The following is a 13185-nucleotide window of genomic DNA, read 5'->3' as shown; positions in this document are numbered from 1 at the left end:
GGGGAAGGGCCGAAGGACGGCCTGATCGGGGATGGATCAGATCTGGCCGCGCTCGCTGGCCTGACGCATCAGGACATATTGGCGCATCATCTGGTTGCGGAAGCGGTAGCGTTCCAGTCCGGGCTCCACCACCGGGGCCAGGATGCCGCCATGGTCTTCCCGCGTCAGGCGCTTCAGCAGGTCGAGCGTCGCGGCGCTCGGCAGCTCGCCGCTGTCGCCCGCCAGATCGTTGGGATCGAACACGCCATAGGCATCGGCCGGGCACAGCGCCGCCGCCAGCAGCGCATCCTCCAGTTCGGCCCGGCGGTCGGCGGCCAGCGCGCGGGCATAGCTTTCGACGATGCCGCGTTCTGCCTCCTGCAGGCAGCGGGCGACCGCATAGCCGAGATCCGGCCGCTCCACCAGCTTGCTGCCGCGGCTGACGGCGCTGCGCGCTGCGTGCAGGCCCAGAAGTTGCGCGTAGTAAGGCAGGCCACGCACGAACTCGGCGATCCGCCGCACCACGTCGGGGGCGAACTCGATGCCGGCATTCTGCGCCCCCGCCTGGATCAGGCGGCCGATCTCCTGATCCGTCATCAGCGGCAGATGCACCGGCACCAGGGAGCGCTGGATCGACGGATGCTTGCCCAGCAGCTGGTCGAGATTCTCGGCGACGCCGACCACCAGCAGGGTGACGGGGATCGAGCTGTCGGTCAGGTTCTTGAACAGCTCCGCCAGCTTGTTGCGGAAATCCTCGTCGGTGACGCGGTCGTACTCGTCGAGGATCAGCAGCACATGGGTGGCGTGGATGCCCGACAGCACCTCGTTCAGTTCGGTGACGCTGAAGGTTCCCTCCGGCAGCAGCTCGTTGAAGCTGGCGAAGTTGCGCCGCGCCGCGAACGGGTTGTCGAGCGCCGAACGGTAATAGGTCGAGGGGATCTTCTTCAGGAAGTGCCGGAAGATGTCCTCGAAGCTCAGCTCGCCGCTGCAGGTCAGCTTCAGCGACAGATAGCCCGCCTGCCCGGCGATCTTCTCGATCGCGTTGGCGACGGAGGTCTTTCCACGGCCGCGGTCGCCATAGAGGATGACGTGCGCCCGCTCCTCCTCGATGGCCGAGATGATGCGGCGCAGGGTGTCGTTGCGGCCGATGAACAGGCCGTTCAGCTGTTGCTTCGGTCGGGTCGGGGTGAAGGCTTCGCGCAGGAGGCCGTTCAGCTCCGGCGTCAGTCCCTTCAGCATCGCCGGCGCGTTGGCGCCGCCATTGGCACCGAAGCCGCCGCGGTAGCCGCCATTGACCGACATGGTGAAGCGCGGCAGGTCATGCTCGCCGCCGGCATCGTCCCCGCCGGGCTGCGGGAACATATGGCCGCGGCGGTCGCCGGTGGCCTCGTTGTCGATGACGTCGGGCAGACGCGGGGCGACGGGACCACGCATCGCCTCGAAACCGGCCCGGCTGCCGATGGGGCCGCCGACGGGATTGCCGCCCGCGTTGGCGTCCACCGGACGCAGATGGAGCCCCCCCGGCCGGCCCGGCGCGTTGGAGAAGCCGCCAGCTCCCGGTCCGTTCATGCTCCCCGTCGTCATGCCGCTGTTCATGCCGGGTCCACCGGTCAATGGACCGGACCCGAGACCCCCGCCGGTGATGCCGGGACTACCCAGGCCGGCAGCGCCGGCAGCCGGCAGCCGCTCGTCCGCCACGGCGGCCGATCGACGCTTTCGAAAGAAATTCCGCATCCGTCCCAATCCCCACGCGTTGTCGGCGTTCGCGGAACCGGCCCCCTTTCGGCTTCTCTGGTGGGCCAGGGACGGTTCCGCGTGTTCCCGATGTAAGCGTTGCGCCGGCCAGTGTGGGCTGGGATTTCGGATATTATACCGACGCGGCATCCCCCATTCGGAGATCACTTCCGAAGGGCACCGCCGCCCCGCCCTGCGCCGGAACGCATAGTGGCCGCTTCGACGGTCCTCACCCGATCAGGATCGGCCCGACCGTGGCCCAGCCATAAAGCACCGCCAGGAACAGGGCGAGAGTCACGCACTCACGCAGGAAAGCCAAAACCGACATGCCACCCTCCATTGTTCGCGTCTTGTTCTGATAGAGCTACCAGAACGGACACGGAACGGCAACTGCACAGTTCCGTCTATGTTCCTGTTATGGACTCTGGTGTTCCATTCCGGACACAGATCGAACGGACAGGCGGTCAGAAAGTTACGTGTCGAAAGCGTGGAGTTTGAAGCCTCGAGCGTCAGGACGGATCGGCGTCGTCATAGCGGATCAGGTCGGTCCAGGCGCGTTCCAGCCGGCGCAGCGTGCGGTAGGTGGTCTCGAAATCGGCACCGTCACTGTCGGTGCGCAGCAGGCTGTCGGCGCGCATCGCCTCCAACTTCTTCAATGCCTCGCAGGTCGCCAGCCCCTGGTCGGACAGCTTGAGCCGGGCGGCCCGGCGGTCGCGCTGGGAAGGGCTGCGGTCGACATAGCCCGCCTCCACCAGATGCTTCAGATTGTAGGAGGCATTGGAGCCGAGGTAATAGCCGCGTTCCAGCAGGTCGCGGACGGAAAGCTCCTCGGTGCCGATGTGCAGCAGCATCAGCGCCTGCGTCGGGCTGAGGTCGGTCACGCCGATGCGGGCCAGTTCCATCCGAAGCACGTCGAGAAAGCGCCGGGTGATGCTTTCCATGACGCGGCCAAGGTCGGTGTAGACCGCGGGGGCCGCCACACTCTGCTGCATGCTCATCATTCCTGTGCCAGTGGCCTGCGAAAGCACCAGTGCTCTGCAAACGCCGTTATCCGGTTGGCGCGGCACCTTCCGGTGCCTGCCGACCGGCGGACCGGGGAAGCGGTGATTGCGCACCCCTTCCCGTCGCCGTTTCTTAATGGCCTGTGACGATGGGCGGATTTTGTAGCGAATTGGAGGGACAAACTTGAGACGCGGCGGTGGCCCGTCTCCTGATACCGCAGTTTACAGCGTGCCGGGAAAGGCTCCGCCGTCCAGAAGGATGTTCTGGCCGGTCATGAAACCGGACTTGGCGGCACAGAGAAAAGCGCAGGCGGCCCCGAATTCCTCCGGATCGCCGAATCGGCCGGACGGGTTCGTCTTGCGGCGCAGATCCATCTCTTCGTCAATGCTGCGCCCGGCGGCCTTGGCGCCACCTTCCATGGTCTTGCGCAGGCGGTCGGTCTCGAAGGGGCCGGGCAGCAGGTTGTTGATGGTGACGTTGTGCTTCACCGTCTGCCGCGACAGGCCGGCGACGAAGCCGGTCAGGCCGGTGCGCGCGCCGTTCGACAGGCCGAGAATCGGGATCGGCGCCTTCACCGCGGCCGACGTGATGTTGACGATCCGGCCGAAGCGGCGGGAGATCATGCCGTCCACCGTCGCCTTGATCAGGAAGATCGGCGCCAGCATGTTGGCGTCCAGCGCGCGAATCCAGTCGTCGCGGTCCCACTCGTGGAAATCGCCCGGCGGCGGACCGCCGGCATTGTTGACAAGGATGTCCGGTTCCGGACAGGCGGCCAGCGCCGCGGCCCGGCCCTCTTCCGTCGCAATGTCGCCGGGGGCGGTGGTGACGGTGACGCCGGTGGCCTTGCGGATCTCCTCGGCGGTCGCCTCCAGGGCCTCGGCATTGCGGGCGGTCAGGGTGACGTGAACGCCTTCGCGGGCCAGCGCGAAGGCGCAGGCGCGGCCCAGCCCCTTACTGGCGGCGCAGACGATGGCGTGGCGGCCGGCGATACCCAAATCCATGGTCGTCTCTTCCCTTATGGAACTAGAGGGTTGTTTTGGAACCGGATCGTTGCGGTTCCGTCCGTTGCAGATCCGAAAGGACTTCGCGCGCCAGCGGCACGGTCACGCCACGATGGGCGGCCAGCGACGCATGGTCCAGAGCCGCCACCAGCCGGCGGGCGAAATCGAGCGACCGTTCCATCCGCGCCAGCAGATAGGTGATGACCTCCATCCCCGGCCGCAACTGGCGATCGGCGAACAGCTTGACCAGCACCGCGGCCAGCAGCGCGTCGTCTGGCGGCCTGACCTCAACCGCCGGCGCGCCCTTGAGGCGCGAGCGCAGGTCGGGCAGCCGGGTGCGCCAGCGCGACGGCGCCTTGCGCGACAACAGCAGCAGATGGCCCTGCTGCTCGCGGGCGAGGTTGTAGAGGTGGAACAGCGCCTCTTCCCGCTCCGGCTTGCCGGCGACGGCGTCGGCGTCCTCCACCACCACGGCGTTCGCGGGGGCAAGAAGCGTGGGCGGTGCCGCCGAGTCGAGCAGCTCGGCCCGGATCACCACCGCGTGGCTGCGGGCGCGCCAGACCTGCGACAGATGGGTCTTCCCGCAGCCGGCGGGGCCGAACAGGGTCAGTGCCGGGGCCGGCCAGGACGGCCAGCGGTCCAGCCACGCCACGGCGTCGGCGTTGCTGGGCGCCACGAGGAAATCCTCGCAGCCCATCGCCGTCCGGTGCCCGAGGTCGAGCGGTATCTGCGCCGGCAAGCTCATGCGGACACACCCATCAGCGTTCCGCGTCGGTGCCGCGGTAGTACGGGCTCGAGAGATACTGTCGCAATGCGAAGCGGGTCAACACGCCGATCACCGCGGCCACCGGCACCGCCAGCAGCACGCCGACGAAGCCGAACAGGCTGCCGCCGGCCAGCAGCGCGAACATCACCCAGACCGCATGCAGCCCGACCTTGTCGCCCACCAGCTTCGGCGTCAGGACGTTTCCTTCCACCGCCTGCCCGAACAGGAAGATGCCGATGACGATGGCGACCCGCCAAAGCTCGTCGAATTGCAGCAGGGCAAGACCGGTGCTGGCGACGAAACCAAACAGGCTGCCGACATAGGGGATGAAGGACAGAAGACCGGCGAGCAGGCCGATCACCAGCCCGAAATCCAGCCCGGCCGCCGACAGCGCCAGCGCATAGAAGACGCCCAGCACGACGCAGACCATCGCCTGCCCGCGCACGAATCCGGACAGGGTGACGTTCACCTCCCGCGCCTGCTCGCGCACCGTCTCGGCATGCTGGCGCGGCAGCCACGAATCGACCTTGCCCACCATCAGGTCCCAGTCGCGCATCATGTAGAAGGCGACGATGGGCGTGATGAACATCAGCGTCACAATGTCGAACAGCGCCAGCCCGCCCGACAGGATGCGGGTGACGATGCGGCCGACCAGCCCCGCCACCTCCCCGGCATAGGTGCCGGCGGCAGCGCGCAGTCGCTCGACATCGTCGGCCGGCAGGCGGTGGATGAAGCGGTCGAGCGCCGGTATCAGCCGCTCCTTCACCAGCGCCGCGTAGGTCGGCAGGACCTCCAGCAAGTGGGAGACCTGCCCCTGCACCAGCGGCAGCAGGAGAAGCGCCACCAGCACCATGACCAGGACGAAGCCCAGCAGCACCACCGTGGTGCCGAGCCAGCGCGGCAGCCGCGCCGCCTCCAGCCGGTCGACCGCCGGGTCGAGCAGATAGGCGATGGCCAACCCGACCACGAAGGGCAGCAGCATGTCCGACAGCAGCCACAGCGCCAGGACGAACAGCCCCAGCCCGATCAGCCAGAAGCGGAGCTGCTTGGCCGCCGTCACGGAACGCCGCCGAGCCGGTTGAACAGCAAGGCGCCGCGCCGCGCGTACAGAACGCCGGATAGCACCGTCGTCACCGTGCAGGCGTACACCAGCACATCGACCAGTTCCCAGCCGTACAGGTGAACCTCCGGCAGCCCCAGCGCCGGCGGCGCCAGAATCGCGGCGGCCAGCGCGATCTGCACCACCGTGTTCACCTTGCTGACGTAGAGCGGCTGCATCGCCAGCGTCTCCTTCAGCGTGAACAGCAGGATGACGCCGCCGATGATCATGATGTCGCGGAACACCACCATCATTGCCAGCCACAGCGGGATCGCCCCGACCCAGGCCAGCGCCACATACACCCCGACGATCAGCGCCTTGTCGGCCAGCGGATCGAGATAGCCGCCCAGCACCGTACGCGCGCGGAACATGCGGGCGATGGCGCCGTCCAGCGCATCGGACAGACCGGCGGCGACGAACAGGGCGAAGGCCCACTCCATGTTGCCGGTCAGGATCATGTACATCGCGGCCGGAACCGCCACGATGCGCAGGAACGTGATGATGTTGGGAACGCTCACGGCAGGCTCTTGGCCGGCAGCGTGCCCAGGTTGCGCGGCGGTGCGCCCATGGTGGCCGGAGCACCGGCACCCATGGTGCCGGCGCCCATCGGCGCCGACGGCGCCAGCGAGGTCGGCGACGCCATCGGCGAGGCGCTCGCGGGGACGGCACCGGCCGACGCCGCACCCGACCCGCGCGGCAGCAGGGTCAGCTGCCAGTCGGCCGACTGCACCGGCAACGGCACCCCCGGATAGGCCGGCGGATAGCCGGCGGGTGCGGCGGCGGGCTGGGCGACCGACCGCGCGAATCCGAGATCCTGGCGGGCGAGCGCCTGGGCCAGCTGTTCGGGATCGCCACGATAGGTCAGGGTGACGAGCGCCTCGTTGCGGCTGATAGAAATCAGGCTGTTGCGGCTCACCGCGGGCACCGCGGACAGCCGCTTGCGCGTCTCCACCCAGTCGTTCACCGCGGTCAGCGGCACGCTGACGATGGTGTTCTGCTCCGGTCCGGTGGCGGTGGTGTGCTCGCGACGCCAAGAATCGTCGATCTGGGTGCCGACCGCAGCGACCGCGCGGTTCAGCAGTTCGTCGGCACTGCCGCCGCCCTTCACCTGCACCGTCTGGTTCTCGCGGTTGCCGTCCAGCCCATAGCGGGTGACGTCCACCGTCAGGCCGCGCGCCGGGTCGGGACCGTTCGCCGGCAGATCGGTGCGGGCGACCACGACTCCGCCGGCCTTATAGGCCTGCGCGATGCGGGCGAGCGCGTCGGAGTTGCCGGCGATGGCGTCCTCGCCGCTGATCGCCTGGGCGTCGGACAACTCGCCGTCCGGCACCACCAGCGGCACCAGGGCGGCGGCGGGCTGCCGCGCCTCCCAGGCCGCGCGCCAGGGGGTGCGGTCCTGCCACAGGATGGTGCGGCCGTCGACCTGGGTCACCGGCAGGATGACGAAGGGACGCGACGGCGGCTCGACATACTGGGCGGCGCCACCGCTCTGGCCGAGCGCGTCGCGCACCGCGTTGGGGCGGAAACGCACGGTGATGGCGCCGACATAGCGGCTGGCCGACACCTTCTCCTCGTCGATCTCGAAGCCCTGGACCATCCTGGCGATCTCATTGTCCGACAGGCGCGGCGGATTGCCGCCGCCGGGAACGAGGCGCCGGTACAGTTCGGCCCAGGCCTTGGCCTGCGCCTCGCGGATCGCCTGATCGCGGATGGTGGTCGGGTTGCCGCCGCTGATGTCGACCTGCACGCCGGACACGGCGAAGGGATCGGCGGCGGACGAGACGGCGGCCGGCGGCAGGGAACCGGTCTGCGCCCCCGCCGGCCCGGTCATGGTCAGGACCAGAGCGGTGGACATGGCAGCAAGACCGGCGAGGAGCGGCGCGCGGCGGCGGTGGAGCATTGCAAAGCCTTCCGATTCGAGTATGTTCGGCCCGAGCCCAAGGCCCGGTATATAGCTCAGCCCAAGCGAGGATACCATCAGCACCCAGTCCTATAACATGTCCGACGCCTACAAGCAGGCCGGTGTGGACATCGACGCGGGCAACGCGCTTGTCGAAGCGATCAAGCCCCTTGCCCGCTCCACCGCGCGCTCCGGCTCCGACGCGGGCCTGGGCGGTTTCGGCGCGCTGTTCGATCTGCGCGCCGCCGGCTACCAGGATCCGCTTCTGGTCGCGACGACCGACGGCGTCGGCACCAAGCTGAAGGTGGCGATTCTCGCCAACCGTCACGACACGGTCGGCATCGACCTCGTCGCCATGTGCGTCAACGATCTGGTCGTGCAGGGCGCCGAGCCGCTGCTGTTCCTGGATTACTACGCCACCGGCAAGCTCGACGTGGCCGCTGGCCGCGACATCGTCGCCGGCATCGCCGAAGGCTGCCGTCAGGCCGGCTGCGCCCTGGTCGGCGGCGAGACCGCCGAGATGCCGGGCATGTATTCGGAAGGCGATTACGACCTCGCGGGTTTCTCCGTCGGTGCTGTGGAACGCCAGCATGCCCTGACCGGTTCCACCGTCCAGGCCGGTGACGTCGTTCTCGGCCTCGCCTCGACCGGCGTGCATTCCAACGGCTATTCGCTGGTGCGCAAGCTGGTGGAGAAGTCGGGCCTCGGCTACGACGCCGCCTGCCCGTGGGATGCCTCGAAGACGCTGGGCGAGGCGCTGCTGACGCCGACCCGCATCTATGTGAAGAGCACGCTGAAGGCGGTGCGCGCCGGCACGGTCCGTGCCATGGCCCACATCACCGGCGGCGGCCTGATCGAGAACATTCCGCGCGTCCTGCCGGACGGGCTGGGTGTGGTGCTCGACGCCTCGACCTGGACCCTGCCCCCCGTCTTCTCCTGGCTGATGAAGACTGGCGGCATCGCCCCGTTCGAGATGGCACGCACCTTCAATGTCGGCCTCGGCATGGTCGTCGTGGTTCCCGCCGACAAGGCGGACGAGGCCATCGACATCCTGCGCGAGGGCGGCGAGACGGTCTACACCGTCGGCACCGTCACCGCCCTGAAGGACGGCGACGCCCGCGTGACCGTCAATGGCATGGACGCGGCCTGGACCGCGTAAGGGACGCCTAAGGATAGTTTAGATGAGCAAGTTGAAGCTCGGCGTCCTGATCTCGGGGCGCGGCAGCAATCTGCAGGCGTTGATCGACGCCTGCGCCGCGCCCGGTTTCCCGGCCGAGATCGCCCTGGTCCTGTCCAACAAGGCCGATGCCTTCGGTCTGGAGCGGGCGGCCAAGGCCGGCATCGCCACCGCGGTGGTCAGCCACCGCGATTATCCCGGCGACAAGCCGGCCTTCGAAGCGGCGATGGACGCCACCCTGCGCGCGTCGGGTGTCGAACTGGTGTGCCTTGCCGGATTCATGCGCCTGCTTTCGCCCTGGTTCGTCGGGCAGTGGCACAACGCGCTCATCAACATCCACCCGTCGCTGCTGCCCTCCTTCAAGGGGCTGGACACCCATCAGCGGGCGCTGGACACCGGCGTTCGCTTCCATGGCTGCACCGTGCATTACGTGCGGCCGGAGATGGACGAAGGCCCGATCGTCGCCCAGGCCGCCGTTCCGGTCCTACCCGGTGACGACGCCCACCGTCTGGCCGACCGCGTGCTGGACTCGGAGCATCGTCTCTACCCGCACGCCGTCCGTCTGATCGCCGAAGGCCGCGCCCGAGTCGATGGTGATCTGGTGCGGATCGACGGCCCGGTTCCGGAGCTTGCGGCCGTGGTCAACCCGCCGCTGTAAGCACGCTCGTCCTTCCGATCATCCTTCTTCCGGCATAGTTGACGGTTCCGCTCGGAATCTGTTGCCTTTCCGTGCGACCGCGTCAAAAATTGCGGGCAAAAGAAACTGTTGGAGGGTTGATCGATATGGCGGCCGTCAGTCCGAACCCGGTCAGTGAAGAGACCGTCCGCGCACATCAGGCGAATTGGATCGCCTTCACCAAGTTCATGAAGCTCAGCATCGCCGGGGTCATCGCGGTGCTGGTGCTGCTGGCGATCTTTACGCTTTAGCGGCGTGCGAAGTTAGACCCCCACCTATCCTCCCCCGCTTCGCAGGGGAGGGACTGCCGCCTATTTCCCGTATCAGCACCAGTCCCCTCCCCCGCCCGGCGGGGGAGGGTTAGGGTGGGGGCAAGTGTGTCTGCCCCACAACTCACCCCGCCAACATCTCCAGCGCCTTCTGCAGCTTGTCGCGGGCCTGATCGGCGGCCTCGCGGCGGTCGCGCTGCTCCTCGATCACCTCTTCCGGAGCCTTGGCGACGAACTGCTCGTTCGACAGCTTGGCGTCGATCTTCTTGATCTCCCCCGCCAGCTTGTCGATCTCCTTGGACAGCCGCGCCTTCTCCTTGTCGAGATCGACGATGCCTTCCAGCGGCAGCACCAGCGTGGTCTCGTCCAGCACCGCCTGAACGCTGCTCTTCGGCACGTCGCCCTGCAGCGGCTCGACGTTCGACAGGCGGGCCATGCGCAGGATCAGGTCGCGGTGGGTGTCCAGCCGCTTCAGGCTGACCGCGTTCGGATCCTTCAGCTTCAGCTCGATCTGCGCCGCCGGCGGAACGTTCATCTCCGAACGCATGGAGCGAACCGAGGAGATAAGCCGCACCACCCAATCCATCTCGTCGCGCGAGGCCGGATCGATGACGTCGGCGGCGAACTCGGGCCATTCCGCCGAAATCAGGCGGTTGCCGCGCGCCGGCGACAGCTGCTCCCACAGCTCTTCGGTGATGAAGGGCATCAGCGGGTGCAGGATGTGCAGGATCTGGTCGAGAACCCAGGCGGTGGTCGCCCGCGTCTCGGCCTTCGCCGCCTCGTCCGACCCGGCGAGGATCGGCTTGGTGAACTCCATGTACCAGTCGCAGAAGGTGCCCCAGGTGAACTGGTAGGCGGCACCGGCGGCCTCGTTGAACTTGTAGGCGTCGATCGACTCGGCGACCTTCTTCGCCGCATCGGCCAGCGCGCCGACGATCCAGCGGTTGACCGTCTGCGTCAGCCCGACCGGACGATAGCCGGCGACCGGCTCGCAGCCGTTCATCTGGCAATAGCGGGCGGCGTTCCACAGCTTGGTGGCGAAGTTGCGGTAGCCCTCGACCCGGTTCACCGCCAGCTTGATGTCGCGGCCCTGCGCCGCCATCGCCGACAGGGTGAAGCGCAGCGCGTCGGTGCCGTACTGGTCGATGATTTCCAGCGGATCGATGACGTTGCCCTTCGACTTCGACATCTTCTGGCCCTTCTCGTCGCGGACAAGGGCATGGATGTAGACGGTGCGGAAGGGCACATCCTTCATGAAGTGCAGGCCCATCATCATCATCCGGGCGACCCAGAAGAAGATGATGTCGAAGCCGGTCACCAGCACGTCGGTCGGGTAATAGCGGTCAAGCTCCGGTGTCTGATCGGGCCAGCCGAGCGTCGAGAACGGCCACAGCGCCGACGAGAACCAGGTGTCGAGCACGTCGGCATCGCGCGTCAACTCGACGTCTTGACCGTAATGCGTCCTGGCGGCGGCGCGCGCCTCCTCCTCCGTCTCCTCGACGAAGAAGGTGCCGTCCGGGCCGTACCAGGCCGGAATCTGATGGCCCCACCAGATCTGGCGGCTGATGCACCAGGGCTGGATGTTGCGCATCCATTCGAAATAGGTGTTCTCCCACTGCTTGGGCACGAACACCGTCTTGCCGGTCTCCACTGCCTCGATCGCCGGCTTGGCCAGGGTCGCAGCGTCGACATACCACTGGTCGGTCAGCCACGGCTCGATGGCGACGCCGGAACGGTCGCCGTGCGGAACCATGTGGGTGTGCGGCTCGATCTTCTCCAGAAGCTCCAGCGCCTCCAGCTCGGCGACGACCTTCTTGCGCGCCTCGTAGCGGTCGAGCCCGCGATAGGCCTCGGGAACGTTGTCGTTCAGCCGGGCGTCGCGGTCCATGATGTTGATCTGTTCGAGGCCACAGCGCTTGCCGACCTCGAAGTCGTTGAAGTCGTGGGCCGGCGTGATCTTCACCGCACCCGAGCCGGTCTCCGGATCGGCATATTCGTCGCCGACGATCGGGATCAGCCGGCCGACCAGCGGCAGGCGGACCATCTTGCCGATCAGGTCCTTGTAGCGCTCATCCTCCGGATGCACGGCGACGCCGGTGTCGCCCAGCATGGTTTCCGGACGGGTGGTGGCGACGACGATGAAGCGGCCCTCCTCCCCGTCGATGGGATAGCGGAAGTGCCAGAGGTTGCCCTTGATCTCCTTCTGCTCGACCTCGAGGTCGGAGATCGCGGTGTGCAGCTTCGGGTCCCAGTTGACCAGCCGCTTGTCCTTGTAGATCAGGCCCTGGCGGTGCAGTTCCACGAACACCTTGCGGACGGCGCGGCTCAGCCCGTCGTCCATGGTGAAACGCTCGCGCGGCCAGTCCGGCGAGGCGCCCAGCCGGCGCAGCTGGCGGGTGATGGTGCCGCCCGATTCGGCCTTCCATTCCCACACCTTGTCGATGAAGGCGTCGCGGCCGAAATCGTGGCGGGTCTTGCCGTCCTTCGCCAGATTGCGCTCCACCACCATCTGGGTGGCGATGCCTGCATGGTCGGTCCCCGGCTGCCACAGCGCGTCACGGCCGCGCATGCGGTTGTAGCGGGTCAGCACGTCCTGGATGGTGAAGGTCAGCGCATGGCCCATGTGCAGGCTGCCGGTGACGTTCGGCGGCGGCATCATGATGGTGTAGGGCTTGCCGTTCCCCTGCGGCTTGGCGGCGAAGGCGCCCGACTCTTCCCACAGGCGGTAGTGCTTCTCCTCGACCTCGGCGGGCCGGTACGTCTTTTCCAACATCACCACGAACTTTCGCTAGGAACGTCTCAACCGGGGCATAAAAACTCAGGATCAGAATTTCTGCGACCGCCGGATCATGCGGTCGATCTCCTGCTGTACGAGGCGCTCGACCACCGTCGGCAGATTCTCGTCCAGCCATTCCTTCAACAGCGGCTTCAGCAGTTCGCGCACGACCTCTTCCACCGTGCGGATGCCGATGGGCATCGGGCCGATGGACAGGTCGTCGCCCAACTCGCGCGCCAGATGGGTCAGGTGGTGCGAGGCATCCTCCGCCGTCCGGCGGGAAATCAGCCCGTCATCGGGATCGACCGAGCGGCGGCGCGGACGCGGCGGCGGCGGCGGCTCGTCATCCTCGAAATCGTCGAACACCGGCGCCGGCCGCCGGGCGGCGGGACGCGGCGGAGGCATCGGCTCGGGCTCCGGCTCGTCCCAGCGGGGCGGGGGCGGCGGAGGAGGAGGCGGTTCCGGAAAAGCCGGTTCCTCCGGCCACGGATCGGGTTCCGGCTGGCCGAAGTCGGGCCGGTCGTCCGGCTCGTCCTCCACCATCTGGGTCAGTTCCAGGACATCGTCGTCGTCCTCGTCCACCGGAGGGGGTGGCGGGGGCGGCGGCGGAGGGGGTGGCGGCGGAGGAGGCGGCGAAGGCGCCTGGGTTTCCGATTTGGCAGGCTCGCCGTCCTCGGAAATGATCCGCCGGATGGAGGCGAGGATTTCCTCCATCGAAGGTTCTTGCTGGCCCTTATCGCTCATCGTGGCAACCCGAGACGTCAACCTGACCCAAACCTAGGGCAGGGCTGACAAAAAAGCCATAA

Annotated in this window: 12 protein-coding genes; 3 read left to right on the top strand and 9 right to left on the bottom strand. The window is 67.6% G+C overall.

Annotated features, from left to right (window positions below; genetic code table 11):
* Positions 1-36 precede the first annotated feature (36 nt).
* The 7 genes from PWS46_RS05225 to PWS46_RS05195 all read right to left on the bottom strand — a co-directional run bounded on the left by PWS46_RS05225 (position 37) and on the right by PWS46_RS05195 (position 7436).
* On the bottom strand, positions 37-1548 hold the full coding sequence (locus PWS46_RS05225) for an AAA family ATPase (protein WP_434618964.1): 1512 nt from the start codon (positions 1546-1548) through the stop codon (positions 37-39).
* A 674-nt stretch (positions 1549-2222) separates the two neighbouring features.
* The gene (locus PWS46_RS05220; RefSeq protein WP_295834647.1) at positions 2223-2705 is read right to left on the bottom strand and encodes a MarR family winged helix-turn-helix transcriptional regulator; all 483 of its coding nucleotides are present in this window, start codon (positions 2703-2705) and stop codon (positions 2223-2225) included.
* Between the two features lie 231 nt (positions 2706-2936).
* The gene (locus tag PWS46_RS05215) at positions 2937-3716 is read right to left on the bottom strand and encodes an SDR family oxidoreductase (protein WP_434618961.1); all 780 of its coding nucleotides are present in this window, start codon (positions 3714-3716) and stop codon (positions 2937-2939) included.
* A 22-nt stretch (positions 3717-3738) separates the two neighbouring features.
* Positions 3739-4461 carry an HdaA/DnaA family protein gene (locus PWS46_RS05210; RefSeq protein ID WP_434618958.1) on the bottom strand — a complete coding sequence of 241 codons (723 nt, stop codon included), beginning with the start codon at positions 4459-4461 and terminating at the stop codon, positions 3739-3741.
* Positions 4462-4474: 13 nt separating this feature from the next.
* Positions 4475-5542 carry an AI-2E family transporter gene (locus tag PWS46_RS05205; RefSeq protein WP_434618955.1) on the bottom strand — a complete coding sequence of 356 codons (1068 nt, stop codon included), beginning with the start codon at positions 5540-5542 and terminating at the stop codon, positions 4475-4477.
* Positions 5539-6099 (bottom strand): CDP-alcohol phosphatidyltransferase family protein, encoded by a 561-nt coding sequence (locus PWS46_RS05200; protein ID WP_434618952.1) that lies wholly within the window; start codon positions 6097-6099, stop codon positions 5539-5541. The genes PWS46_RS05205 and PWS46_RS05200 overlap by 4 nt, the downstream gene beginning before the upstream one ends.
* The gene (locus PWS46_RS05195) at positions 6096-7436 is read right to left on the bottom strand and encodes a DUF2066 domain-containing protein (protein WP_434618949.1); all 1341 of its coding nucleotides are present in this window, start codon (positions 7434-7436) and stop codon (positions 6096-6098) included. Before PWS46_RS05195 ends, PWS46_RS05200 begins: the two co-directional genes overlap by 4 nt.
* Before the next feature lie 142 nt (positions 7437-7578).
* Here PWS46_RS05195 and purM point away from each other — a divergent pair, with 142 nt between their 5' ends.
* The 3 genes from purM (at position 7579) to PWS46_RS05180 (ending at position 9585) form a co-directional block, all read left to right on the top strand.
* Positions 7579-8640, top strand: a complete 1062-nt coding sequence (gene purM / locus PWS46_RS05190; RefSeq protein ID WP_434618946.1) for a phosphoribosylformylglycinamidine cyclo-ligase — start codon at positions 7579-7581, stop codon at positions 8638-8640.
* Between the two features lie 22 nt (positions 8641-8662).
* Positions 8663-9316, top strand: a complete 654-nt coding sequence (purN, locus tag PWS46_RS05185) for a phosphoribosylglycinamide formyltransferase (protein ID WP_434618943.1) — start codon at positions 8663-8665, stop codon at positions 9314-9316.
* Positions 9317-9441: 125 nt separating this feature from the next.
* A complete protein-coding gene (locus tag PWS46_RS05180; RefSeq protein ID WP_158282093.1) occupies positions 9442-9585 on the top strand; it encodes a hypothetical protein in 144 nt (47 codons plus the stop codon).
* Between the two features lie 142 nt (positions 9586-9727).
* On the opposite strand, the gene PWS46_RS05175 is transcribed toward PWS46_RS05180, so the two are convergent.
* Both PWS46_RS05175 and PWS46_RS05170 read right to left on the bottom strand, forming a co-directional pair.
* Entirely contained in the window at positions 9728-12376 is a 2649-nt protein-coding gene (locus PWS46_RS05175; RefSeq protein WP_434618939.1) for a valine--tRNA ligase, read from the bottom strand.
* Positions 12377-12427: 51 nt separating this feature from the next.
* On the bottom strand, positions 12428-13123 hold the full coding sequence (locus tag PWS46_RS05170; protein ID WP_434618936.1) for a DUF2497 domain-containing protein: 696 nt from the start codon (positions 13121-13123) through the stop codon (positions 12428-12430).
* Between the last annotated feature and the right edge of the window lie 62 nt (positions 13124-13185).

Source organism: Azospirillum sp. B2RO_4 (genome assembly GCF_051124815.1).
Taxonomy (GTDB): domain Bacteria; phylum Pseudomonadota; class Alphaproteobacteria; order Azospirillales; family Azospirillaceae; genus Azospirillum.
The sequence above is the reverse complement of the archived record's forward strand: the minus strand, read 5'-3'. Positions and strand labels throughout refer to the sequence as shown.

Excerpts from the sequence above, each read along its gene's own strand:
- PWS46_RS05225 (WP_434618964.1), bottom strand. The coding sequence starts at position 1,548 with ATGAACGGACCGGGAGCTGGCGGCTTCTCCAACGCGCCGGGCCGGCCG.
- PWS46_RS05220 (WP_295834647.1), bottom strand. The coding sequence starts at position 2,705 with ATGCAGCAGAGTGTGGCGGCCCCCGCGGTCTACACCGACCTTGGCCGC.
- PWS46_RS05215 (WP_434618961.1), bottom strand. The coding sequence starts at position 3,716 with ATGGATTTGGGTATCGCCGGCCGCCACGCCATCGTCTGCGCCGCCAGT.
- PWS46_RS05210 (WP_434618958.1), bottom strand. The coding sequence starts at position 4,461 with ATGAGCTTGCCGGCGCAGATACCGCTCGACCTCGGGCACCGGACGGCG.
- PWS46_RS05195 (WP_434618949.1), bottom strand. The coding sequence starts at position 7,436 with ATGTCCACCGCTCTGGTCCTGACCATGACCGGGCCGGCGGGGGCGCAG.
- purM (WP_434618946.1), top strand. The coding sequence starts at position 7,579 with ATGTCCGACGCCTACAAGCAGGCCGGTGTGGACATCGACGCGGGCAAC.
- purN (WP_434618943.1), top strand. The coding sequence starts at position 8,663 with ATGAGCAAGTTGAAGCTCGGCGTCCTGATCTCGGGGCGCGGCAGCAAT.
- PWS46_RS05180 (WP_158282093.1), top strand. The coding sequence starts at position 9,442 with ATGGCGGCCGTCAGTCCGAACCCGGTCAGTGAAGAGACCGTCCGCGCA.
- PWS46_RS05175 (WP_434618939.1), bottom strand. The coding sequence starts at position 12,376 with ATGTTGGAAAAGACGTACCGGCCCGCCGAGGTCGAGGAGAAGCACTAC.
- PWS46_RS05170 (WP_434618936.1), bottom strand. The coding sequence starts at position 13,123 with ATGAGCGATAAGGGCCAGCAAGAACCTTCGATGGAGGAAATCCTCGCC.